The following is a 24,345-nucleotide window of genomic DNA, read 5'->3' as shown; positions in this document are numbered from 1 at the left end:
GCGCAGCGAGACGGTGTGGGCCAAGATGTTCTGTCGGGGCTTGCACCCCTGGCCTGGGTGGGCTGACCTCGGGTCCCTCAGCGAGCGGCTCCAGGCGCCACCAGAGGTTTGCTCGCTGGGGGTGTGCGCGATGTGCAGCCCTCAAGGCTGCGGCTGCCTAAACGAACCGTTGCCCAGACAACGGCACCAGCCCGTGGATCGGCTACCCGTACGGCAATGTCATTAAGTGAGCGGGCGGCCAATCCAGTAGTCACCGCTGTCCACGTAGGCGATGGACCGGCGGAGTCTACGGCCCGTCCGGCCGTCTAGACGGCCACCGTCCAGGGAGCGCAGTGCATCGCGAGCTGGCCGCCGGTGGGCATCAGAGAGATTCGCGAGCGCCTCGGCTGCCCACCGCCGCTGATCCAACGGCGCACAGGCGTCATCGACCGCCGCCCAGAGCTGCTTCGTGCACACCTTGGCATCGCTGAAGTCGACCTGCGGGAGTGCGGCAAGGGCGCGGAAGCGTACGTACGGATGTACCAGGCCGTCATTTGCCAGTCTGCGCAGCGCCCTCGCGGCGGTGGTACGGTCCGTGGGATCCCCGATCTCCCCGAGGACGACGGCCGCAGCGAGTACCGCGTGCGGGGCCAGGCCCGGACTGGTGAGGAGGCGGCCGACTGCTGGACCGGCCGGTTCACGCTGGTCGTCCAGTCGCACAGCCGGTTCGGGACCGTCGGCGCGCAGGACGGTGACGGCCGCGGCGAGCCGGTCGTCCGGATCCGCGCCGAGGCTCAGCAAAGCATCCCGCACCTCCCGCCGGAACGGACCCGGATACCGCAGCGAGACTTCGCCGGCGAAGACCCGGATGTAAGCGGGCACGGCGGGGTCTCCCAGCACCATCCGGAGCAGCTCCTGCCCCGTCCGTACCGCTGCCGCCGCTTCGAGGCCGCACAGCAGCGCGGCCGCCCGGGCTCGGAGGACCGGCGGTTGCGCAGGGTCATGACCGACCGCGGACAGCGCAGCGACGGCCGCGGGTTTCGCGTCCGGCACCACCCGGGCGAGGAGGCCGTGCAGAACGATGCGATGGCTGACCGGCCATTCGCGGGATTGCAGCCGCTCCTCCAGCACCTGCGCAGCACCCCGCCGATGCACCGGGGTTCCGCCCATCAACCTGTCGCAGACGAACGTGAAGACCGGAGCCGGCACGTCCGGGTCCGAGGCGAGTGACTGTAGCCGGGCGAGCGCTGTCTCATCGGCTGGATCGATGGTGAGCACGGTCGTGAGTGCCTCAACGATGTCCCGGTGCGCGGTTGCGGAAGCGCCGAGCTTGAGCAGCTTCTCGCAGACTTCCACAACGCTGTCCGCAGAGCAGTAGTTCCGGTCTTCGGCAGCGCGACATCGTTGCGCGACGGACGATCCTTCGTCGGCGGCCCGGGAGGCGAACCATTGAGCGGCGGCCCGGCGCCCGCGCGGCCCACCCTGGGCGAGCGCCTGAGCGGCCGCTTGGCGGCAGGTCGTCGATTCCGCCTCGTCGGCGAGCACGGCGGTCAGCGCGGCACCAGCGGCACGCCGATGTTCGACGAGCCGATAGAGCAACTCAGCGGCGGTGATACGGTCGATTGCCGGGGTCTGGCGGCCAGCTCTGCTGGCCAGCGCCGTAATCAGCATTTCCACCGCCGGCAGCCGTTGGGCACGAACGTGATCCAGCTGGAGTTGCAGGGCGGTGCGCCGGTCGGCGGGTGGCGTACGCGGATCCTGCAGGAGGTGTCGCAGCGCTGCACCGACGGAAGGATCCTCGAAGGACAGGACCGCGCCGGCAGTCTTCACGAGTCGGACACAGGGAGTCGCATCCGCCAGCACGTCATGCAGTGCGTCGGTGCAGCCGGCCAATCGGCCAAGCAAGGACCGGAAAGGGGCAGGAAGCGGCCGATCGGGAAGGTGCGCGATGCTCCGCAGCAGGTAGTCCCCGACGGTGTGCGACAAGCCGGTAGAGACTTCGGCAACAGCTCTCGGGAGGAAATCACCGACCGCGAAGATCTGCATCCCGGCTTCCGCCCAGGGCAGCTCCGACACGACAGCTTCGGCCAACCTGACCTCGCTGGATCCGGCTTCGAACAGGTCCCGCAGCACCGCGGCCCGGTCACCGACCGGGACGCAGGCGTCAAGCGTGATCTCGACCATGAGGGCATGAAACTCGCCGGTGTTGTCGCGCTCGTTTTCAACGAACCAGAAGGCGGCATCCGCGCGCACGTCCGCCGGTGTCAGCGGGTCGGTGGCCAGCGCGGCCAGCGCCGCTACCGCCTGGTCGTCAGGGCCGCGGCTGAGTAGTTTGACCGCGATCCACCGGCGGTCCACTGGGCGATGCGTACGGTCAACGAACAGCAGGCGCAACCGGTCCATTAGCTCAGGGACCGGTGTTGCGGCCTGCTTCGCCAACGGGTCCACCGCATCCAGCCGATCCCAGGGGAAAGAGTGGGGATTGCCGAGGCAGCTGTCGAGGGCCTCAACGGCGGCGCGCCGGTGCGCGGGATAGGCCAGGAGTTCTTCCAGCTCGGCGACACCGGCGTAATGGGTGGTGTCGTCGGTCCAAGCCAGGAGCATGACGGCCGCCGCCTCGGCGCTGAACTGCGGACGGCTAACCAGATGCCGCGCAGCGTAGGCGCGGGTTGGGTGCGGTAGGGAGACGTCGACCATCACCCGTTGCAATGCTGAGGTCGCCGCGGCTGCCTGATCTGGACCGAAATCACCGAGGGTCGCCGCGACGTTGACGACCAGAAAGGTATCAAGGTCGACATCGTCGTCGTCGAGCCAGTCTGCGATACGCGCCGCCGTTGTCCGGGCTACCTCGGGCGAACCGTCCTTGGCCAGACCCAGTAGGAGCGGGAGATCCTTGACGGCCACAGTTGGGCCGCACAGCGTCGCCAGTGCGGCGTCCACGTCCTCCTGGAACATCGGGTCGAGCCCGATCGCGGCGCTGCGGATGGACTGCGCCGTCTCCGGGGTGGTGCTCGGTTCACCGGCCAGCACGGCAATTGCGCGCACCAGGCGGTTCTGGAACTCTCGATCGGTGCCACGGAACCCGGCCAGGCTCACCACCGGGGCGGCTTGGCGCAGCGCCGCGCAGACCATGCTGATCGCATCCGGCCAGCAGTCCTCGCCCAACCGCACCAGGCTCAGTGCGGCCTCTACCTGATCACCCGGGTTGGTGGTCAATTCGCCGGAGATCTCCCTGAGGCGGTGGATCACCAGCGCCCGGTCGTCCGGTCCCCATTCGGCCAGCGCCCGAGCCGCCATAATGCGGGCCCGCGGCGGCACATCCGAGCGGGCGAGCATGCCGCGGGCCCAGACCGCCACCTCGGAGCGGCTCTCGGGTGCGACTGCGACCATGGCCTGCGCGACGGAAACCTTGGAGAAGGGGCTGGCGGCCGGCGAGCGTAGCGCCCGGGTCAGCTCGGCCAGGATCAGCTTGCGTGCATCGCCGTCCCACTCGGCCAGCGCTTCGGCAGCGGTGCGGCGATCCGACAGGTCGGCGGAAACGTCTTGGAGGATGTGCTTCATAGCGCGTACAGCGGCGTTGTGTGGCTCACCGTCGACCTCGGCCAGATAGGTGGCGGCACCCATTCGGTCGGTGTCCGAGCCCGTTCTGTTGCTGAGCGCGGCGGCCAGCGACCGGGTGACTGTCTCGACCGGCTCGGGCGTCACCTCGTCGAGTGCTACTGCCGCCGCGAGCCGTTCGCCGAGCCCATCGGCGGTCAGCGCGACCGTCCGCAGGGCTGTGACAAGACTGGCCCGGCGATCGGGGTCGTGGTCGGCCAGGACCACGGCCAGCCCTGCCCAGGCGGGTGAGCCTTCGACTGCGATGCTGAACTGGCGGCTCATCCAGGCGGTGAGGAGGGCGGACGGCTGGAAACGGCGTACAAGCATGAGGATTTTGTCGGAGTAGTAGCGGGGATCGCCCCATAGCTCGCGTTCCATAGCACTCAGGCACTCGGCCAGCTGGCTGTCATCGACCAGTGCACCCTCGGCCACCAGCCTGATCACCACCAGCCGATGAGCGTGCACCCCGTCGAGCAGCCATGTCACCAGGTCGCCGGCCGGATGCTCGCGGACCCATCGGCTGAGCACGGCGATCGCGACCGGATCCTCCCGTACGGCCCGGTGCAACCAATGCCGCCAGGCGGTGTCCTGCGCGACGAACGGCTCCGGCAGTTGGGCGGCGTAGCGGCGGGCGGCGAAGTGCTCCGCGAATGTCAGGTGGATGAAGTCCGGACCAGCGTCGCGCGAGCTGAGCAGACCGGTACTCACCAGAGCCTCAGCCACGATCCGGCCGAGATCCTCCGGCGGCCGGCCGCCGACCGGGCCGTACTCGCAGCGCAGCCAGTCGATGGCGGTCAGCACGAGCGATCGGCGGCTCTCCACCCGGGTCAAGGCGAGTTCCTCCAGCAGGTCGTCCGCCCGGTCGATGAGGGCCTCGGCCGGTTCGGCGTGCAGGGCGGCCGCGAGCTTCGACCACGCCGTGGCCCGGCGCTGCGTGTCCCGCTGCTGCAGCCAGCGCAGGTAGCGCTCGTAGAGGTCATGGCGGTTGCGGGGCAGCCCGGCGACCGGGTCGGAGTCGTACACGGTGATCGCGATGGTTGCCATCAGCGGCACCGAGGCGACATCGTGCAGGCCCGCGCCGGTCACCTGGGCGAGGAATCCGGCCGCCAGGTCGGCGCCGTTCTCGTCGTTGCTGAACCATCGGCGCGCGAAGACGCCAAGGGTGCGCCGGTCGAAGGGCAGCAGCGTGTAGTGCCCGATCGAGCCCGCGCCCAGCAGCGAGGTCGCGTGGCCGGTCAGCGGGCGGGTGGTGATCAGCAGCCGGTAGGGCCGGTCGGTGGATGAGGTCCACGCCGAGAGCCGGTCGAGGAAGCTGTCGCGCTCGTCGGTCGGCACCTCGTCGAGACCGTCCACCACGATCAGCCATTCGACCCCATCCACCTTGTCCCGTAGGAGCTCGGGATCGATTGCCGCGGACCGGCTCAGGCCCAATCCTTCGGAGGCGGCCGCGGCGAGCGCCTCGGGCCAGTCGGCCAGGATGTGCTGAGCCAGCGCGCGGGCCGTGACGAGCAACGGGAGCAGCGGCTTGGCCGTCAGCCGGGCGCCGTCCGGCTCGGCGCTCAGCCATGCCGCGGCGAGTTGTCGGCAGACTTGGCCGGCCGTCGTTGACTTGCCGCTGCCCGGGCCGCCCTCGATGAGCAGGTGGCGATGTTGGTCGAAAACCTTTTCCAGTGGACGTCGGACCGGAATTACCCGGGGCTGTTGAGCGAACGGCAGGAACAGCATGTCGTCGAGGTATTTACGTCGCTGCCTCCGCTTGTCCCCGGCGGGGGTGCCGGTGTGCTGCGGTTGTTCGACACGCTGCTGCACGTACACGGTCGAGACGTTGGTCTGACGGGAGCCGAGCAGCCGGTTGGGCGAGCGGTTGGCCGCAGCCCCGGTCGCCTCCAGCAACCGCCGGACGTCCTCGCGGAGCGGGATCTTGCCCCAAGCGGTCGGGAGCCGGCTGCGGGCGCGAGTGGGCCCCTTCGGCGAGCGGTCCTGCCGCAGCGCCACCAGAGCGGCTCCCAGGCCGAGCACGCCGACGAACAGAGCCAGCACACTCGACAGCTGGTCAGCCCGTTCCAGACCGAGCCGCTCCAGCAAGACGCCCAGCACTGCGAGGAGGATCGCCGTCGTGGTCAACACGGCGGCGATGCCGATCCGCCGGAACAGGGGTCCTCGCACCCGCCGATTGTTTCAGATGGTCGCACGTAGTGACAGAGCTAATACTCTGCGTACAGGTGTGGAGACGCTCCGGGTTACCAGAGGAAGGACGGCAGGATCGCTGGCGACGGGGGTGGTTGGGATCGTTGTGGATCTCGTCTTCGCACGGATCGCCAGTGGCCCACGGCGGGCGGTAGTGGTCGGTCATAAGCGAGACGCCATCCGGCATGGGCGCCGGGATGTCCAGAGCGGATGCATGATCGCTCGCACGCAGCGTGCGCGGCTCCTGAGTGACCGTTGGCGCAGTTAGGCGGTCAAGATTTGCAGGTAGTGCTGGATCTCTCCCGTATGACGGCGAGCGGTGTTGGCCTCCTTAGCGACGGCAAGGTCGGTCCGTGTGCGCGGACCGGCCTTGCGAAGTGCGTTGGTTCAGCGGTGATGCGCGACCTGCGGGTCGGTGACGACCTCGGGCCAGGCGTCCGCGGCGATCTTCTCGCCGTGCGGGCTGACGACCAGGTCGCCGCTGCGCTGCTGGCGCGGTGCGCTGGGCGCGGGCGTGTTGCTCGGTAGGGGCACGATGTCGGCCGGCGTGATGTTGATGATGGGTTCCTCGCCCTGGTCGAGGTACGGGAAGAATTTCTTGACCGTGACGAGGACCTCGGTGCCGGGTCGCAGGGACCGGGCGAGCAGCATCTGCTGTTCGTCCCAGCAGGTCACCTCGAACTCCATTGGCGTGGTGGCCACCCACCTGCCGTTGTTGCGGTAGCCGGTGCGGTGCACGATGCGGAATTTGACGAAGGCCCGGCCGCCGCTGTTGGTGTGGCCCTGCTCGCTGCGGCCACGGACGGTGCCTTGGATGAGACTGGTGAAGATCTGCTTCGACGGTTCCTGGCTCATGACGAAACTCCCCGGGATGATCGGATCGTGGGCTGCGAAGGGATCCGGGGCCGGCCGGGTGGCCGGCCCCGGGGATCGGTCAGGCCGGCTGCAGCTCACGCTCGGATTCAGCAGCGGGCTCAGCGGTGGCGGGGTCCCAGGCATCGCCGGCGGGCCGGTCGTCGGTCACCGGCTGGGCTCCGGCGAAGCGCATGGACAGCGACACGTTCTCGGCGGTGACTTCCAGGACGCCGCCGGCGGTGCCGTCCTGGCGGATGAACGGCCACACGTTCAGGTCGTCGCGGGCGTTGACGGTCACGGTGTCGCCCTTGGTCAGATCGGCGCACCGTTCGGCGAGCTCGCCCCAGACGGTGACCTGGACCCACATGGGGGTCGTGTCGACCCACTGGCCCTCGGTCTTGCGGCGGCGGTTGTGGGCGACCCGCAGCCGGCACAGGGCCTGTCCGGTGGCGGTGTGTTCGAGTTCGGGCTTGGCGGCGAGGTTGCCCTCGAGGGTGAGGGTGAACTGCGACATGGGCTGGCTCCCGTTCAGGTGATGCGGTGCGGTCCGTGAGCACTGTTCGGATCGGGTGATCCGGGCGCCGTGGTGCCGCGCTGACGGGGCCGGTCAGAGCCCGCCCGTGGGCGCAGGGGTGCAGGCCCTGATCGAGTCAGAAGATCTTGGCGTTGAGCGGAGCGAGACGGTGTGGGCCAAGATGTTCTGCCGGGGCTTGCGCCCCTGGCCTGGGTGGGCTGACCTTCGGGTCCCTCAGCAGCGGAACCAACCGACGTCCACGGACGGGCCCAGCCGGGATGCCAGGACCGCCGCGCGCCCATATCGCGGAGCAGCTGTCGTTGCCCGCCCGCCGGGTGGCCTCTGCGCTGGCCCGGAACTCGCACCGCAGGTCTTGGGTGCGGCGGCCGCATGGCGCGTCGTCTCGCCGTCGGCCTCGAGGACGGGCAGCATGCCTGCGTTGACCTGGCCGGGCTGGTGCTCGTGGGGGTGACAGCCGTGCAGGGAGCGTCAGCTATGTGGTTCCGGCCAGGTGTGAACCGGTGCCTTCCTGACATGACGTCCGGCGGCACTCTGCCGGTCACCGATCCGCCGGGGATGACGTAACCCGGCTCGCCACCCGGACGACAGCGTGCGCTGAACCTCCGCGCGTCCCAGCCCTGTGCTCAGGGCGGCCTCGGTCAGTTCGCGGCGCACGGCCGTCTCGTCCATGGGGGTGTGCGCGGCCAGTTGCCCGAGCCGGAACGCGGCCCGGTTCAGCGCGTCGTTGCGGCCGCCGCCGCTGATGCGCCGGCCGCCGCGGATGATCGGCCGTGGCGCGCGGCGCACGCGTTCAGCTTCTCCGGCGAGCGCGGCTTGCACGTAGCGGTCCAGGTCCGCGACCGGGGCCGACGGTGAGATGATCAGTGGCGGCGGTGCCGGAAGGACCAGGGCGCGCAGCTGAGGTGGACAGGCTGGCAGGTCGGGGCGCTGCCAGGGTTGCTGGAAGGTGTACCGGGCTCCGGTGTGGTGCAGCGACGGCGGGGCCACGACCAGGCCGCCGCGACCGCGCCAATCCACCCCGGGGGCGATCGCCACCCGGCTGGGCAGGCCTTCGGCGGCATACCAGAGGTGCCACCCCGATCCTGTACGGATCAGCGGCCCGGGCGGACGGATGACGCCGAGCAGGTCGAGAACGACGCGCAGGCCGCGGGCAGTGTCGATGTCGCAGACATCCAGCACCGTCCCGGTGACCAGGCCGATGTTCGCGTGCGGCCACCGCGACCACCACGCCCGGATGACCTGCGGCTGCCGGGAGGCGTCGTGCAGGCCGCGACGCACACGGGGGTGCTTGCCCGGTGAGCCGCAGGCCGCGCCGGCTCGGCAACTACACACACCAGCGGCGCCGGGGGTGTGCAGGGGAAGCACCGCGATGCCGGCAGCGGCGTAAGCGACGGCGGCGGTGACCAGGTCAGCGGTCGTTACTCCTGGCCGGTGGCCTCCGTGGTGACGGGTGATCGAACGAGCGGTCACGTCCGCGCACCGGTGCCGTCGTGATGGGTGCGGAGCCGCATGTCCACGTGGTGGTCTGCCCTCGGTATAGACGGTGAGTCTTCGAGCTTTGGCCGACCTGAGGTCAACGGGGCGAGGACATGACGTGGACCTGGCTGGAGGCGGACGGCGGGGCGTTCGTGTGATCTTGCGTTGCCGTGGGGCGCGGTGGGACGTGGGTGACCGGGCAGCGGCGCCGGCGCCGGGCAGGGATCGCAGATGCCAGGTCTGCGTGCCGGTAGTGATAGGGCGGACACAACAACTCCTTCAGTGGCGATGGTGATGTGCGGATACGGCGAGGCGATCAGGCATGGCGGTGGCTGTTACGGCGGAACACCACAGCCGGCGGGAGGTGAAGGGTTATGGCGTGGGCCGCGGGCGGTCGCGGCGCAGCGGGTTCGGTGCCGCGCGGCTGGCCGGACCGCCTCGGACGCTGTCGACGGAGGCCAGGGCGGACCGCCTCGGACGGTACGGCGTCAGCGCCGTGTAGGGCCTGACCAACGTGGAGGGGCGGCTGACCATGGCGTGAGCCGCGGTCGACACGCCGGCACTGGGGCGCTGGTGGCAGTCACGGAGATATCCGGATGGGCAGCTATACCGAGGTCTTCGTGCGGTGGTGCTTTTGCGACTTGTTGGGGTGGGTCGGCTATCGCTCGATGACCCGGTGGTGCGTCGGCGTCCGGCGTGGTGGCGGCGGACGGCAAAGACGGGCGGAAGATCACCGTGCGAGAGTTGCTGCAACACGTTAGGGGCGTCGCCGACTACGCCGACGAGCTGCCTCTACTTGCGACCGCTGAGGGCTTCCACGCCAGTCTGCTCGACCACCACCACACCGCCGGCCTGGTGGCGTTGGCGTTGGAGAAAGCGCCTTCGCGCCGGGCACGTCGTGGAGCTCTTCCGACATCAACGACGTGCTGGCCGGGATGATCATCAACCGGCGACGGGGGCACTCGTGAGCGCGGGAGGTGCACGACCGAATCTTCGTGCCTCTGCACCTGTCGACTAGAAAGTTCCCCGTTGGGGGGAGTGACCGTTCGCGTGGCCGCTGCTTCACTGCGGTAGTGACAGCGACTCAGGGCGAAATGCGGATGGTTGAGCTCGCCACCGAGATTTTCAGGCGTCTCGCCGCCGCCCGTGACGAGGGCGTCGGCACGCTCACCGGGTCGGAGGCTGAGCAGTCGGCCGCGGAGCTGGCGGACTGCCTGATGAACGACGTCACCACGGATCCGAAGTTGATCACGGTGTGCAACCAGGGAGTGATCCTCTTCTACTGGGAGCGCCTTCAGCTGATGCCGGCACCGTTGGACAGCGACTGGCAGACCTGCGCCTTCTGGGCGCGTTCCCTCGCGACGTTGCGCCCGGCTGCCGTGCCGCCGGAGGTCATGGCCCGCCTGGCGCGGGAGTCCGCGGACGCGGTCGCCGAGCTCGTGAGCGCCATTCGTGGCCTGCCGCTCGACGACTCCCGGCGGCTTGTACTGTTCGAGCAGCTCAACGCGAAACTTGAGGATCGGTTCGAGCAGACCGGCGACGCGGCCGAGCTGGACGAGTGGGCGGCGCGTTTACGGGAAGCGATTGACGCCACTCCGGTGACCGACTCGGCGAGACCGGAGATGCTAATTGTTCTCGGTCATGTCTTCGTCACGCACTACCCCAGGGCCGGCCGGGCCGTCGACCACGCGAGCGCCATCGCCGTCCACCGGGAGGCGCTCGCGCACACGACGGCCGACCACCCGCAGCTGAACGTCCATCAGGCCAACCTGGCCAGCATGCTGACCGATGAGTTCGCAATCACGCGGCGCGAGGAACAGCTCAGCGAGGCGATCGCCTTGGCGACGGCCGCGGTCGCCGGTTCTCCCGACACGCTGCCCAATAAGGTTGTTTTCCTCGGCTCGTTGGGCAAGGCGTGGGAAGCACGCTTCGCGGTGACCCGGGAACTGGGCGACTTGGACGAGGCCATCGTGGCATACCGCCGGGGATTGAGCTTGGACGGTGCACCGCAGTTGTCGCAGTCTCTGTTGTCGCACCTACCGTCCGCTTTGTGGGATCGCTTCGGTGTTACGGCGGCGCGAGGGGACCTTGACGAATGCATCGCGTCGGCGCGTATGGCGGTTCCGGTGGCGTCGGGAGCCACCCGGGTCACGGTGCGCAATCTGCTCGCGGTCGCCCTGCAGACACGCTTCTCGCGGGACCGTAACGAGGCCGATATCGACGAGGCGGTCGAGTCCTTGGTAGCCGCGCTCACCGAATCGCGTGTCGGGGATCCCGCGGGGGAGACGGTGCTGGGCAACCTGACGGGAATGCTCGTCCAGCGAGGGCATGACCTGAGGCGTATCGCGGATTTCGACCATGCGATTGCCCTGATCAGACACTATGGCCCGGGTCGGAGCGAGCGCGGCACCGAGACCCGGCTGGCAGAGGCGTGGCAGGGGCGCTTCCTGCAGACGGACGACCGCGCCGACTTGGACGAAATGATCAGCGCCCTGGCGGAGGTTCTGCAGTCAACGGATGTCCCCGAGGACGTCCGCTTCGAGACGAAGCTCAAGCTCGTTTCCGCGCTCGCGAATCGTTCGCGGATAGCCGACTCCAGTGCTGACGCCGACGAGGCGATCAAACTGGCCCGGGAAGCCGCGGAGCTTCAGCAGACGGGAGTTCGGGATGCGCGGTCAGTCCTCGCCGAGGCGCTTCTCAGCCGAAGTCGATTTCGTGCCGATCTCGCCGACGCGATCGAGGCCGTCGAGGTTCTCCGAGAATTGGAGGAAGCCATTCCGCCGGGCGGCGAGCAGGGTAACGTTGGCATCAATCTCGCTGGGGCCCTGCGGCAGCAAGCGGAACTGACCGGCAGCGCCGATGGTCTCGAGGAAGCGCTGGAGCTGCTACATAGGCTGTCGACGGCGGACCGCAGTCATCCACACTGGCGGTACCTGTCGAGCATCTGCGGAACTATGCAACTGCGCTACGAGATCACGGGGAACACCGTCGATCTTGACGACGCGGTAGCGGTCCAGCGGCAGGTGGTCGACGAGATCCCCGCTGAAGACGGAGCGACGCCTGGTGAGTTCTCGAATTTGAGTAATGTTCATCGGACTCGCTTCGAATCGACCGGACAACTCCCCGACCTGGATGATGCCGTTGCTGCGGCGGAACGGGCGGTCGAGACCGCGCGCGAGGCGGACCCCGACCGGCACATGTATCTGTCGAATCTGGGCCTGGCGCTGTACCTGCGCTACAAGCGAGCCGGCGCCGCGGACGACGTCGAGCGCGGCGTGCAATTCGCCATGCGCGCCGTGTCGGCGGCTCCAGCCGATCCGTACGAGAAGGCTGGCTACCTGTCGAATCTCGGCGTCCTGCTGCTCACCCGATTTGACATCAATGGCCGGGACTCGGATCTGGATGAGGCGTTACGTGTTCTGCGTGAAGCGGCCGGGGTCGACCATCCTCGACGGGCCCGGCGACTGTTGCACCTGAGCTCCGCCCTACGGCAGCGGTTCGACCAACGCAGTGATTCAGCGGATCTCGACGAGGCGGTAGACGTCGGGCGGCGTGCTGTCGCGATGGCTGAATCAGCCTTCCAACTCCCAACTTTCGCGGTCAATCTGGGAAACTGTCTACGGGCGCGTTTCGATGCAGGCGGTGATCGCGCGGACCTGACGGAGGCACTGGACAGCTACCGGAAAGGTGCCGACGCGACCATCGCCGCGCCGGCCAGCCGGCTGACCGCTGCGCTCGCCTGGGCACGAACCTCAGCAGCGCAGAACGACTTCCCGTTGGCCGTCGAGGCTTACCAGGTGGCCATCGAACTGCTTCCGCTGGCCGCCTGGGTCGGCCTCGACCGGGCCTCCCGTGTGGAGGTGCTCCGATCCTGGTCCCATGTGGCGTCCGAGGCCGCGGCGACCGCGCTCGCGGCCGGCAAGCCGCGGACGGCGGTAGAACTGCTCGAAGCCGGACGCACGATCATCTGGTCTCAGTCCGTCCAGCTTCGGCAGGATCTGTCTCAGATAGCCGACGCCGGACTCGTCCAGAAGCTCAACGAGGCTAGCGCCGTGCTGAACAACCCGTTCGAGGACATGGACACACCGAGCCGGTTGAGCGACGGCGGCCCGGTGACGTCCCGGCACCAGCAGGAGCGGCGGCGCCGGGCTGCAAGGACGTGGGCGGACGCCGTCGCGGCTGTGCGCCGGCAACCAGGCCTCGAAGGCTTCCTGCGGCCGGAGCCGTACGAGACCTTGCGGGAAGCCGCCGCCGACGGCCCAGTGATCATCGTGAACGTCGCCCACCTCGGCAGTCACGCCCTTATCGTCCGGGACGAGGCCGACCAGCCGCAGGTGGTCGACCTGCCCGATGTTTCGTTGGATCGGGTGGTCGGATTCGCGAACACACTCTTGTGGGTGCAGTGGTATGCGGGCATGCCGGGGCGCTCATTCGAACAGCGCGAAACTGACCGGCACGCCGTCTTTGATCTGCTCGATTGGCTCTGGACTGCGATCGCCGAACCGGTCCTCCAGGAGATCGACGAGACGCGGGTATGGTGGTGCACGGTTGGACCGGTCGCGCTGCTACCGCTGCATGCGGCCGGGATTCACCCGCGTACGCGGGCGCAGGCCATCGCCGCCGACGATGCGGACGGGGTCCCAGAGCGGGTGATCTCGTCCTACGCGCTGACGCTCAGCGCGCTGCGCCGGGCCCGGCTCGCAGAAGCTCCCACGGCGGTCCGCCAGCTGGCGATCGGTGTGCCCGACGCGGCCGGTCAGCGAGAACTGCCCGCGGTCGCCCAGGAGATCACGTTGCTCGGCAGGTATCTGCCCGAGCCGCACCGTGCCACCCACCTCGTCGGCGACGGGGCCAGATGGCAGGCCGCCGTAGACGAGCTGCCCAGACACAACTGGCTACACATTTCGAGCCACGGGGTGCGGCACGACGAGGACACCTCGCTGAGCGCGTTCCTACTCCACGACCGGCCCCTGACCCTGCGGGACATCGCAGCCCTCCACCTTCGCGGAGCCGATCTCGCCTATCTGGCGGCCTGCCAGACGGCCAGCGGCGGCGGGCGGCTTCTCGATGAGGGGCTGCACCTCACCGCTGCGCTCCAGTTCGTCGGCTACCGGCACGTGCTGGGCACGATGTGGAACGTCGCCGACGCTCTGGGGCCCGCGATGGCGCAGATCATCTACGAACATCTGACGCAGGGCGGCGCACCGGACTCGTCCCGGGCCGCGTTCGCCCTGCACGAGGCGACACGAATACTCCGGCAGCGCTGGCCGGACGAACCAATGCTGTGGGGCCCGTATGTTCATTTCGGACCCTAAATGGCAAGGGAGGACAGGCGTGACGGAGAGTGACATTCCTTACGAGAATACGGCCGGTTCCGCTTGGGCCGCGAAGGCCCTGGACTACGTGCGGCGCAAACGTCTGCGTGTGGCCGTGCTCGACTCCGACGGAGTGGTCTCGGCGCAGGTCTGGGGTACCTGCCCTCGCTGCAGTCATGACCTGGACTGTCAACTGACACTCACGATTCCGGTGTTGGACGTCCGGGACGGTCGGGGACTCTGGCCGAACCTCGGCTTCCCCGCCCCCAAGGTCGGGACGAGCGAAATTCCGCCATCCGTCGAGGTAGCCTGCGGCTGCGGCCGCACCCATCCGGATGCCCCCGAGAAGGTGCTCGGGTGCGGAGTGAGCTTCCGGCTGCCCACGGCCACTGATGCGGAGACCGGCGGCGGCGATGCCTGACGACATTCAGGAGGCTCCGCCCGAACGGCCGGTCAGCGTCGCAGACCGAGAGGCGTTCGAGGCGCTGGCCAACGCTGCCCTTCCGGCCGTACGGGGCATGGCCGCTGCCTGGCGCACCGGCCTGGCTGCGCTCGTCACCCTCGTCACGACCGGCGTGGTCCTGAAGGGGCGGGACGCCGCCACCGGCCTGCCGGTGCCCTGGCGGATCGCCATGACGGTCGCCATCGGGGGCGGTCTCGCGCTAGCGCTGGTCGGTCTGTGGCAGGCACTCGGCGCCGAGGTGGGTGCCAAGACACGAATGTTGTCGCTGAGCGAGATTCGACGGCACCACGCCAGTGTGCAGGCCTACACGGTCAGCGTCGCGGTCGCCGCTGGCCGTCGGCTGCAACGCGCCCGTTCGCTTGTCGCCGTGGCGCTCGCCGCGCTGCTCGTCGGAGTCCTGCTGACCTGGTGGGCACCCGCGCCAAAGGCGGATCCGCCGGCGAATGTGAAGGTCACCCATGGCGGCGGTGTCGCCTGCGGTGCACTCAAGTCAGCCGACGGAGGGTCGATGCGCCTCAAGGTCGCCGGTCAGGACGCCGCGGTCGTGATCCCGCTCGGTGCAGTCACCAACATTGCCGTCGTCGCCTCGTGTTCTTGAGCAACCGCGGTGCTGTGAGACCGCGGTGTCTCGGCTGGTCTCGGACCGCGCACAGGCAGGGCCACACGGAGGAAGGCTCGGTATAACGGCGGCGAGGCCCGCTCAGTGTGCCGAGTTCGGGGCGGGTGGGCGCCGTGTTGTGGTCCTCGCTCGGCGGGCCAGGACCACAACACGGGCGGCGGGGTCAGGCTGCGCCGGTGAATTGCCCACCATCGACGGCGCCGGTGTCGACGACTCGTTGCTGCTGCTGAGCCGCCAGCATCGACACCACATTCTCGTCGGTTTCGGTGTCGCCGTCCGAAGCGGAGATGTCGACGTCGTCGGCGTGGTCGCCGGGCTCTGGCGCACCGTCGATGATGGCCGGGGCGGTAGGCACCTCGTCGCTCTCGGAGCCGACCTGCTTGTCCTCGTCGTTGTACCGGGCGTCGTCGGCCGTAGGCGTGGCGGTCCAGCTCTGGTAGAGCTCCTGCTCGTCGTCGGTCAGCGGGTATTGGCGCTGGCGCAGCTCGTCGTACCAGGCAACGGCCGCCTGCTTGTCGATCCACATCCGGTGCGGCTGGGTGGTGCCGTTCAGGTTGTACTCCAGCGTGCAGATGTACTTGGCGACCAGGCTGCGGCGCAGCCGGTCCTCGCCCGCGGCGGTCAGGGTGTCGTTGTCGGAGCCGCCCAGAGCGCGGTACAGCTCGTCCAGGTCGGCGGAGCGGCTCATCGCTTTGCCGAGCGTGGCCGCCCGCAGCGCCGGCACGAACAGGCCACGGGCGCCCTTGGCGGTGCCGAACTTCTCGACGATGAACTCGCGGCGCACCGTCGCGGCCAGCGTGAGGCGCTCGAGGCGGTCCTTGGCCTGCTGCTCGGCCAGCTCCTTGGCGGCGATCTCTTCGGGGCTCATACCGTGGTGTGCTGCCGGGACCTGCTTGCGGCGGGTGTAGCCGCGCTGGGTCGGGTCGTCGCAGTACACGACGGTGCGGGCGTGGCCGCCGTCCTTCTCGACGAAGGCGTGGAAGCCGGGCTGGGTCTTGACCGCTTCGACGTCGACCGGCTGGCCGTCGGCGTCCAGGAGCAGGTCCGCGGGTACGGCGGTGCCGTCGTAGCCGAACCCGCGCGGCTTAGGCGTCACCTCGACACCTTCGAGGACCAGGTGCGCCTTGGCGATCTCCTTGTTGCGGGCGTAGGTGCGCTTGTCGTGCAGCCGCGACAGCTCGTGCTTGAAGCCGTACTGGTCATCCAGCTTGTCCAGCAGCTTGCGCTGGGCGTCCGGGTCGTCGGCGAACTCCTCCAGCGCGAGGGCCATGTCCAGGGTCAGGGTGCCCTGGTTGAGAGCGTGCTGCGCGGTGGACGGCAAGGCCAGGGCCTTGATCGCGGTGCGGACCTGGCTGACGTCGGTGCGGCGGGCGTCAGCGATCTGCTGGTCGCTGAGACCCAGGTCGAGCAGCATCTGGTAGGCGTCGGCCTGTTCGATGCCTTCGAGGTCCTTGTGGTGGTCGTTGACCTCCAGCATGTGCAGGATGAGCTGGACGTCGTCGTCGGTGTCGGCGATGAAGCACGGCAGCTCGAAGCGTTCGGCCGCGATCGCGGCGTTGCGGCGCCGCAGCCCGTCGACGACGGCGAAGTGTTCGACGGGCTCACCGTCTGCCACCGGCGTGCCCTCGGCGTCGGTGGGCGGGAAGAGCCCGAGGGAGCGCACCACGAGCGGGGCGCGGACGCCGAACAGGCGCACGGAGGCGATCATGTCGCTCAGGTCGCCCAGCTTCGTGCGCTTGAAACCCTGCGGCTCGTGCAGGTGGCGGGCGTCGAGCAGTCCGGCGCGGAACGGCAACGGGGTGCCGTCCTGGGCGGTGGTGAGGTGGACCGGCTCGTCGGCGACCTCGCCGATCAGTGCGGGCGCGGTCGCCACGAGGTCGGTGCCGGCGGCATCGGGCTCGTCGGCCACGGCGACGACGTTGTCCTGGAAGGCTTCGGTGTTGTTGGTGATGGTCACGATGCAAGTACCTCCACATAGAGCAGTGATGAGTGCTGCGCTCGGGCGGGCGCCCGAGCGGGGCTGGCCTGATCCGCTCAGGGCCGGCCGATCGGCGTGACCCGCAGGGCCCACCCCGGCGGTCACATCGGCGCAGGTGGTGGCTGGTAGGGGTGGGCTTGCGGGGGGCGACGCGGGCGGCCAGGATCAGTGGCCAGCCCACGCCGGCACCGACCCGCAGCCACCACCTGACGACGCGTCCAGCTCGTCAAGCCGGTTTGGTCTGCGCTGGCACCCGTTGCGGTGGCCGGCCGGTCGCTGGTCAACGCCCGGGGATCAGTGCGCAGCCGGTCGCCGGAGGCGGTGCGCGGGCACGTGGGTACGCACGACGCTGGTCACCAGCCGGGTCAGCCGGTCACCGGGCCCCTGGTGGACGGCGCGCTTGCACGCCACGGTGGCCAGCGCGTGTTCGTCGCGCCGCCAGGCGCACCAGGCGGCCAGCGTCGCCGGGCCGGCGACGTAGCGGTCAGGGACGCGGCGGGTGACATCCAGCCACAGATCGCGTTGCCACATGCACGCGCACACCGTGTTCCACGCCGTTTCGAGGGCGTTGCGGTGGGTCAAGGTGAGCGCCAGCGGTGCCAGCTGCTCGGTGGTGAGGCGTTGGCCCTTCTTCGCTGTGGCCAGGATGTCGTCGAGCAGCCCGGCGACGGTGACATCCGGCGCCTGGGCGGCCAGTGCGGTCTCCGTCTCTGCCTGTGACACCAGGTCCGGTGCGAGCAGCGTGTTCAGGGCTTGCCGCGACGGCAGGGCCACGATGCCGTCGACGGTGAGCTGGGCGGCAACCGGGCTGGTGGCCGGGGCGATGTCCATGCCGCGGCTGGCCTCACACGCGCATGTGTCGAGCAGGCACACGCATCGGGAACCGGTGACCCACAGCAGGGTGTGCAGGGGCAGGAACAGGTCGATGATGCGGCCGATCGTGGTCAGGGTGGGTCGCGTCGGGGGTGGGCCGTAGCCGATGAGTGCGACCTGCGCACACGGTTGGGCCGGGACCCGCAGCATCAGGTGCTCGCTGAGTGTCTCGGCGGAAAATCGGATGGGTTCGGCGGCCACGGCGAGGATGCGGTGATCGGTGCCGAGGTAGACCGCGACGATCTCATCGACGGGGTGGTAGCCCAGCAGGTACGGCAGTGCGCCGAGCAGGTCCTGCGGGCTGCGGTAGGTGGTGTCGGGCAGTGGGTCTTGCATGATCGAAAGGCTCCTTTTGCGGACGGGCGGGATGGCAGGGGTGCGCCGGGTCGTCGGCGCTGCTGGTGGGCGGCGTTGAGCTGCGTGGCCTTCGGTGGCCCGCTGGTGCGGTGACACCGGCAGGGGGTGGCCGGCCGGGCGGCTGCGGTGGTTCACCCGTCCTGCTTGGCGGGGATGCGGGCGAGGCGGTCGAAAAGCCTTCACCGGAGCGGCTTCACGGTCCTTCGGTCGGCGCCTGCGCGGTGGGCTCAGGCCGCGGCGGGAGCGTGCCGAGTACCCGCACGGTGGTGGTAGCACTGATCGGCTTGTCGTGCGGACCCCGCAGATGCGGCCGGACCACGATCCAGTCCCGCAGTGACCGGCCCGGTCCGTACGGCTGGTGGCGCCAATGCGGCGTCACCCACCAGCGGTAATCACGCTCGCTGCCGGCGCCGGCGTTGATGTGCTGGGCCGGCGCAGAGGTCGCTCGGGCGCCGCGGATCCGCACCAGTGCGACCTCAGGTTCCGGTCGCCTCGCGCGCTGGTAGGCCCTGCGAATCGACGTGTCGACCTTCGCCGGTGTCGTGTCGGCGAGGCGCTGGCGGATGAGCCGCCACGTGGTGATCAGTGTCGCCGCCGGGTGGGTGGCGGTGACGGGCTGTCCGGGGCGCAGCGTGACGGCGAAGGCAGGGATCAGCCAGCCCACCTGCGCGCGGAGCTGCTGCAACGGCGCCGGTGCGAGGCCGTCACCGACGCTGCGGTAACCGACGAGCTGCACCGCGTCGCCGTGACTGCTCCACGACGCCGCCACGCACCGCCGGCGGGCGTCGACCGGCTGGGCCCACGCGACGAAGCCGTGTGCGGCCGGCAGATCACCCGGGGAAAACCCCAGCCGCGGAAGGACCTGGGCGGCGTTGCGCGTCAGGATGGTGAACTCGTCGTCGACCCAGTACAGCCGGGCGATCGCCAGACTTGCCGCCAGCGGTGTGCGCACCGCCTGGTGGCCGAGCGCGAAGGGCAACGCGACATCACCGGCGATCAGCGCGGCCAGCCGGTCACGGATCCTCGGCAGCGTCGTCGCCGGCACCGGGTGAGGCTCCCAGCGCCCGTCGACGCTCAGCGCACGGCCGGGCCGCAGCGTGGACAGGACCTGTCGCAGCATGGCCGACAGGTGCGCCACCACCTCGAAGGCCATGACGGGGCTTCGAACCCGCTTCAGCAGGCCGGCGAGGTTGCGGGCCTCGACTAGAGCAGCACACTCGACGCAGGCCGACCAGCGGGTGCCATAGTCACGCACCACGAAGCTGCCCGGAGTGTCCACCTGCACCAGGACCGGCTGGGCCGTCGCGTAGACGAATAGGATCTTGGGGTCGGTGCAGAAGTCACAGACGTAGGTGGCCTCGACGGCGTCGGCGGCCACCGGCACAGGCCGATGGTCGGTGTTCTTCCAGATCGGATGCTCGTAGGACACGGTGCCGGAGGGCAGCTCGGCGTAACGGTCGAGTGGGCTGCCGCAGGTGCCGCACGCGAACCGCGAGGCGTGCCCATCAGCCGCGAAGCGGTGGTCGGGGCCGATATGGCCAGGTGGTATTCGCGGGGCGGTGGACGCAGACGGGGTGATGTGCCGGTGGGGCGGCATGAAGAACCTCCGGAATGCAGGACAGGGCGCCCACCGACACGGTGGGCACCCTGCAACAGCGAGCGAGGAAAGCGGGGGGCTACATCAGGCGGCTGCGGCGGCCAGGTGCAGCGCCTTCGACGCGGTGGTTTCCATCCGGTAGGCCGCATCCGCGTCGTCGATGCTGCGGGCCACGGAAGTGACGGCCTGCATGATGCCGCCCGCGCTCAGGTCCGCCCCGGCGATGAAGTGCGCGAGGATCGCGTCCTGCTGGCCCTTGGTGTAGTGCAGCTGCTGTGAGACGACCTTAATCGTGGCTTCCGGCCGGCGGACGGTGACTCCGGCGGCGCGTTCCAGATCGGCGACCGCGCGGGCGACGAACTCCACGTTGAGGTAGGTGCGGATCGTGTCGACGGTCTGGGAGGTGATCAGCTTCAACAACGCCGCCATCGTGTCGGCTGACGGGTCGACGATGCCGTCGTCATCGGTGATGCGCGCACCGATATGGGTGCGACCGACGGCACCGCGTTCGACGGTCTGCCCGTTGCGGCACACCTCGATACGCAGCCACGGAGCCAGCGAGTAGCGGCCGTAGCCGGTCTCGGAGTTCTTCAGCAGGAACCCGCCGGAGATGACCGGCAGGTCGCTGCCGCGGCGCCCATCGAACGGGCTGCGGTAGTTGCCCAGCAGCTGCGGCGCCATGACCTGCACATCGGGGGAGACGAACCGCACGTACATGCGCCGGTCGGTCAGGTCACAGGAGGCGATCTGCACCGCGACGCCGGCCTTCTCGATGCCCTTGATCGCGGCCATCAGCACGTCGAGGTTGTCGATGCGCAGATACCGGTCGGACAGGAACGCCCGGGCGGTGCCGTCGCCGCTGTCCGGGGTCCGGCGCAGGCAGCGCACCAGGAACCGACGGTCGTCGCGTGCCAGCCAGCTGTTGACGTTGTAGTCCAGCGCCGGCACGTTCTCGGCGGCCAGCCGGCGAAGATAAGGCACCGGGATGTCGAGCTTCGCGCCGACGCCACCCAGAGCCACCTCGGAGAGCCGGAAACTGCCCGCGGTCAAGTCCACACCCGTCGAGGTCAGCAGGGGCGTGGTACGCGGGATGATCAGATGGCCGTCGTCGGCGTGCATCGTCGTGGCGCCGGCGATGACATCGACCGATCGGGTGTGCTGGTCCCTGAGCGTGGTGATTAGGGAGTTCATGCCGATGTGGCGGTTCGGTGCCACGACGAGCGTCGGCTGAGCCATAGAGAGCGCCTTTCCAGGCGGGGCCGCCACCGTGACGGTGGCGGCCGGTGGACACGCCCGCTGCGGGCCTTGGTCGGCCGGGGCGAGCGCGTGCTGGCCCGCCGGTGCCCGGGGCCGTGCCCGGCCGGCCGGAGCGGCAAGGCGACCAGGACGAGAAGATCTCTGGCCGAAGGCCAAGATGTTCTCGGACCGCCTTGCGCCCGGGCGCCGGGTCGGCCACCGTGCCCGGCCAGCACCGCCGCCACTGCCGTTACCCGACAGCTGCCCTACGACCCTGGCCGGCATCGACTCGGCAGGATTGACACCGTCCGCCTTTGAGAACTCAACATACGAGTGGTTCTGGTGCGCTCCACGGCGAATTCTCATCACGCCAGATCTGTTCCAGCGCGCGGTTGCGCACGAAGACGATGACGCTCGTCCGGTTGCCGTCCTGGTCGATGGTGTCGAGCTGGGCGACGGCGGTCGGTGATGAGGGCAGCGGGAGGTTCTCCGACTGCCACACGTGGCCGAGGTCGGAGGTGCCGAGGAGCGTAATTCCAGTGGCGGTGGGCACCGCAAAGCGGACGGTGCGGGAGTGGTCATCGACCACAGTGTGCATGGGGTTGCCCGTAGCCTCCAGCGCTACGTGGGCCGGCAGCGGGCGCGGTTTGCTCCAACCATTCGTGATGGCCAGCCGATATCGCCCTCGACGCCGCCCTTCTCGTGCGCGCCCTCGATGCCGGGCCGGCAATAGAAGACGTCCAGGCCGTAGTGGGAACGGAACGCGGTCCAGCGTTGGGTCTCGATCCGCTGCCGGCTGAAACCGAGGACCTTGGCGACCGCCGCGCGCAGATTGTCGTAGCGGACCTTGCCCGTTGGCACCCCGCCGAGGGTTTTCAGGGCGTGGACGTGGCCTTCGAAGAACGCTTCCTGCCCGCCGGAGGCGAAGATTCGGTGGACGGCTTTGCCGGAGAATGACATCCGGAACGGGAACAAGGTGCAGGTCACCTGCTCGCCGCGCAGGTTGATCGCGACTTCCCCGAAATCGACCTCTGCCTCGGCGCCCGGGCGGTGGGTCTGCGGGAAGAACACTTTGACCGGGACGCGGCCGACCTCCGCTCGAATCTTCGGTTTGCGGTCCGCGACGTAGGTGCGCAGGACCTGGTAAGAGACGTTGTCCATGCCGTGCTCGTCAAGGAGCCGGTGGAAGATCCGCCTCACCGTGTGCCGCTGCTTGCGGGGCGCGTCGAGATCGGCCCGCAGGATCTCATCGATCACGGGTTTGAACGGATCCAGCTTCGAGCCCCGCGGCGGCATGTCCTTGCGCGGCGGAGGCAACGCCGAGGCCATGGCCGCGCTGACCGTGCGCCGGCCGACCCGGTACTTCTCCTCGATTGCCCGGCCCGACATTCCCGCAGCGAGATCACGGCGGATCGCCGCGAACTTCTCGATTTTCGACATCCGCGGCATCGGCCGGCCTCCGTCTCGGGTCAGCCGATGCTCCCACCACCATCCGTGGTGTCGAAACTCGCGGACATAGAATCCACCCGATCAAGCGTCCACCAACCGTGGTGTCAAAACCGACGGATAAACGCCATGCCAGAGCAGTTCCGACTCAGAAACTGTCAGCTCTTGCAACGGTCCCGTTCGGTCGGGAGTTGGTCCCGGCGTCTGCTCGGGCCCTGGCCGCGGGTGGTTGCAGTGCATGGACTCGCGGCAGTCTGAGATGTGCCCGGCCGGCTTCCAGCGTCAGCCGGCCGGGCATGGCTCATCCGATCTTGATAACAACCTTGCCCACACTGTGGCCGTTCTCGACAGCAGCGAGGGCGGCCGGAGCGTCGGAAAGCGGATGGACCGCAGTGATCACGGGTGTGAGAGCTCCATCGAGGGCGAGCCGGGCGGCCCGCTCCAGATTCTCCCGGTCGAAACGACGCTCGACGAAACGCCCACCGATTTCAGTCACCGACATATCACTCACGGCGACGATGTTGCGTGAATCCTTGACCAGAGGAGCGACCGTCCGCAGTGAGGCGCCTCCGACCAGGTCGACGATCCCATCGAAGCCGTCCGGCACCAGCTCGCGTGCCGCAGCGACAACGTCCCCGGCGGTGTAGTCGATGAACTGCACCCCGATGGCCTCGGCGGGCTCGCGCTTGGTGCTGCTCCCCGTGCCGATCACCCGCAGCTCGCGCTCGACGGCCAGCCGGGCAACGAGGAGTCCGACACCGCCCCCGACCCCGTTGACCAAGACCGTAGCGCCGGCCGAGAGGCCGATCTGGTCGAGCGCATCTACCGCGGACGTCCCGGCCACGGGCAGCGTTGCCGCCACGGTTGCGGACAGGCCCACCGGGATGCGAGCAGTGTGCGGGGCCGACAGCACCGTCGTCTCGGCGTAGGTGCCACCACCGGTGAGTGCCATGCCGAAGACCGCGTCGCCCACCTCGAGCCCGTCGACGCCCTCGCCCAGGGCCAGAACGGTTCCCGCTGCCTCCATCCCCAGGACAAGGGGAAACGGACGTCCGCCGTCGGCCCCGGGAAACAGACCCGAGCGCACGACGTAGTCGAGGGGGTTCACGCCGGCCACGTCGACCCGGATCAGCACCTCGCCGCGACCCGGGACAGGATCGGGACGATCGAAAAGCTCCTGCACCTCAGGCCCGCCATACCTGCCGAAACCCCACGCCTGTCCCATCTTCTGCCACCTCCGGTGCGACCGGCCCGGTCGTTCCGGGCGCCGCAGCCATCCTCACCGCTCACACTGATGTGAAGGGCAACCGGCTGAGGTGCGGGTCACAGCGTCAGGCCGACGCCGTCACCGGGACCGAGGCCGTCGGCAGCTCCACCCAATGCTCGCGGTTGATCTTGATCAGCACGTCGAGTGCGTCACGGGTTTCGACCAGGTGGGCGATATCCGCGTTGATCCGATCGCGCTCGCGCGTCATCGCCACAAACGCCGACTGGATGCCGGCAGGGTCACTCGGGGTGTCCACACACGGCAGCACAGACGCGATCACCCGGCTGGACATACCCGCGGCGAACAGTTGCTGGATCAGCAACACCCGCTGGACCTCGGCATCGGAATAGTGACGCTGCCCAGCATCGGAGCGTGCACTGGTCAGCAGGCCCTGCTCCTCGTAGTACCGCAACGAGCGTGGACTCACGCCCGTACGCTTGGACAGCTCGCCGATCCGCATTCCTTCAAGCCTACGCCCGCGTGCTCCAGCGCTTAGGCCACCGGCAGATCACAGAGCCATTTCCAACCTGATGGCGCAGGTCAGCGTCGAGGAGGCCAACAG

General features: G+C 69.1%; 15 protein-coding genes. 3 read left to right on the top strand and 12 right to left on the bottom strand.

Annotated elements, in window-relative coordinates; all coding sequences use genetic code 11:
* Nucleotides 1-222 precede the first annotated feature (222 nt).
* From Aau02nite_RS37985 to Aau02nite_RS37970, 4 genes are all read right to left on the bottom strand, one after another.
* Nucleotides 223-5,745, bottom strand: a complete 5,523-nt coding sequence (locus Aau02nite_RS37985) for an NACHT domain-containing protein (RefSeq protein WP_212993487.1) — start codon at nucleotides 5,743-5,745, stop codon at nucleotides 223-225.
* A 408-nt stretch (nucleotides 5,746-6,153) separates the two neighbouring features.
* On the bottom strand, nucleotides 6,154-6,621 hold the full coding sequence (locus Aau02nite_RS37980) for a hypothetical protein (RefSeq protein ID WP_212993486.1): 468 nt from the start codon (nucleotides 6,619-6,621) through the stop codon (nucleotides 6,154-6,156).
* A 79-nt stretch (nucleotides 6,622-6,700) separates the two neighbouring features.
* Nucleotides 6,701-7,135 carry a single-stranded DNA-binding protein gene (locus tag Aau02nite_RS37975; protein WP_212993485.1) on the bottom strand — a complete coding sequence of 145 codons (435 nt, stop codon included), beginning with the start codon at nucleotides 7,133-7,135 and terminating at the stop codon, nucleotides 6,701-6,703.
* A gap of 489 nt (nucleotides 7,136-7,624) precedes the next feature.
* Nucleotides 7,625-8,626 carry a bifunctional DNA primase/polymerase gene (locus tag Aau02nite_RS37970; protein WP_246595751.1) on the bottom strand — a complete coding sequence of 334 codons (1,002 nt, stop codon included), beginning with the start codon at nucleotides 8,624-8,626 and terminating at the stop codon, nucleotides 7,625-7,627.
* A 1,106-nt stretch (nucleotides 8,627-9,732) separates the two neighbouring features.
* Between Aau02nite_RS37970 and Aau02nite_RS37965 the strand changes: the two genes are divergently transcribed.
* Genes Aau02nite_RS37965 through Aau02nite_RS37955 form a run of 3 tightly spaced genes read left to right on the top strand, consistent with a single transcriptional unit; the run spans nucleotide 9,733 to nucleotide 15,008 of the window.
* A complete protein-coding gene (locus Aau02nite_RS37965; protein ID WP_212993484.1) occupies nucleotides 9,733-13,947 on the top strand; it encodes a CHAT domain-containing protein in 4,215 nt (1,404 codons plus the stop codon).
* Between the two features lie 19 nt (nucleotides 13,948-13,966).
* Entirely contained in the window at nucleotides 13,967-14,368 is a 402-nt protein-coding gene (locus Aau02nite_RS37960) for a hypothetical protein (RefSeq protein WP_212993483.1), read from the top strand.
* Complete coding sequence (locus Aau02nite_RS37955) at nucleotides 14,361-15,008, top strand: hypothetical protein (protein WP_212993482.1); 648 nt, start codon at nucleotides 14,361-14,363, stop codon at nucleotides 15,006-15,008. Before Aau02nite_RS37960 ends, Aau02nite_RS37955 begins: the two co-directional genes overlap by 8 nt.
* A gap of 184 nt (nucleotides 15,009-15,192) precedes the next feature.
* Here the strand turns inward: Aau02nite_RS37955 and Aau02nite_RS37950 are convergent, their stop codons facing one another.
* From Aau02nite_RS37950 to Aau02nite_RS37915, 8 genes are all read right to left on the bottom strand, one after another.
* A complete protein-coding gene (locus tag Aau02nite_RS37950) occupies nucleotides 15,193-16,986 on the bottom strand; it encodes a ParB/RepB/Spo0J family partition protein (RefSeq protein ID WP_212993481.1) in 1,794 nt (597 codons plus the stop codon).
* A gap of 315 nt (nucleotides 16,987-17,301) precedes the next feature.
* Nucleotides 17,302-18,216, bottom strand: coding sequence for a DUF4192 domain-containing protein (locus Aau02nite_RS37945; protein ID WP_212993480.1), 915 nt, complete (start codon nucleotides 18,214-18,216; stop codon nucleotides 17,302-17,304).
* 214 nt (nucleotides 18,217-18,430) lie between these two features.
* Nucleotides 18,431-19,666 carry a hypothetical protein gene (locus Aau02nite_RS37940; RefSeq protein WP_212993479.1) on the bottom strand — a complete coding sequence of 412 codons (1,236 nt, stop codon included), beginning with the start codon at nucleotides 19,664-19,666 and terminating at the stop codon, nucleotides 18,431-18,433.
* A 252-nt stretch (nucleotides 19,667-19,918) separates the two neighbouring features.
* Entirely contained in the window at nucleotides 19,919-21,070 is a 1,152-nt protein-coding gene (locus Aau02nite_RS37935) for a DUF932 domain-containing protein (protein WP_212993478.1), read from the bottom strand.
* Between the two features lie 322 nt (nucleotides 21,071-21,392).
* Nucleotides 21,393-21,668, bottom strand: a complete 276-nt coding sequence (locus tag Aau02nite_RS37930; RefSeq protein ID WP_212993477.1) for a hypothetical protein — start codon at nucleotides 21,666-21,668, stop codon at nucleotides 21,393-21,395.
* Nucleotides 21,669-21,691: 23 nt separating this feature from the next.
* The gene (istA, locus tag Aau02nite_RS37925; protein WP_246595750.1) at nucleotides 21,692-22,510 is read right to left on the bottom strand and encodes an IS21 family transposase; all 819 of its coding nucleotides are present in this window, start codon (nucleotides 22,508-22,510) and stop codon (nucleotides 21,692-21,694) included.
* Between the two features lie 307 nt (nucleotides 22,511-22,817).
* On the bottom strand, nucleotides 22,818-23,741 hold the full coding sequence (locus Aau02nite_RS37920) for an NADP-dependent oxidoreductase (protein ID WP_212993476.1): 924 nt from the start codon (nucleotides 23,739-23,741) through the stop codon (nucleotides 22,818-22,820).
* A 106-nt stretch (nucleotides 23,742-23,847) separates the two neighbouring features.
* Nucleotides 23,848-24,243, bottom strand: coding sequence for a MerR family transcriptional regulator (locus tag Aau02nite_RS37915; protein WP_212993475.1), 396 nt, complete (start codon nucleotides 24,241-24,243; stop codon nucleotides 23,848-23,850).
* Nucleotides 24,244-24,345: the final 102 nt, after the last annotated feature.

This window comes from Actinoplanes auranticolor (assembly GCF_018332655.1).
In the GTDB taxonomy this organism is placed as follows: domain Bacteria; phylum Actinomycetota; class Actinomycetes; order Mycobacteriales; family Micromonosporaceae; genus Actinoplanes; species Actinoplanes auranticolor.
This window is presented reverse-complemented; position numbering and strand designations above follow the sequence as displayed.

Coding starts and splice junctions, on each gene's coding strand:
- Aau02nite_RS37980 (WP_212993486.1), bottom strand. CDS start 6,621: ATGAGCCAGGAACCGTCGAAGCAGATCTTCACCAGTCTCATCCAAGGC.
- Aau02nite_RS37975 (WP_212993485.1), bottom strand. CDS start 7,135: ATGTCGCAGTTCACCCTCACCCTCGAGGGCAACCTCGCCGCCAAGCCC.
- Aau02nite_RS37965 (WP_212993484.1), top strand. CDS start 9,733: ATGGTTGAGCTCGCCACCGAGATTTTCAGGCGTCTCGCCGCCGCCCGT.
- Aau02nite_RS37955 (WP_212993482.1), top strand. CDS start 14,361: ATGCCTGACGACATTCAGGAGGCTCCGCCCGAACGGCCGGTCAGCGTC.
- Aau02nite_RS37945 (WP_212993480.1), bottom strand. CDS start 18,216: ATGCAAGACCCACTGCCCGACACCACCTACCGCAGCCCGCAGGACCTG.
- Aau02nite_RS37935 (WP_212993478.1), bottom strand. CDS start 21,070: ATGGCTCAGCCGACGCTCGTCGTGGCACCGAACCGCCACATCGGCATG.
- Aau02nite_RS37930 (WP_212993477.1), bottom strand. CDS start 21,668: ATGCACACTGTGGTCGATGACCACTCCCGCACCGTCCGCTTTGCGGTG.
- istA (WP_246595750.1), bottom strand. CDS start 22,510: ATGTCGAAAATCGAGAAGTTCGCGGCGATCCGCCGTGATCTCGCTGCG.
- Aau02nite_RS37920 (WP_212993476.1), bottom strand. CDS start 23,741: ATGGGACAGGCGTGGGGTTTCGGCAGGTATGGCGGGCCTGAGGTGCAG.
- Aau02nite_RS37915 (WP_212993475.1), bottom strand. CDS start 24,243: ATGCGGATCGGCGAGCTGTCCAAGCGTACGGGCGTGAGTCCACGCTCG.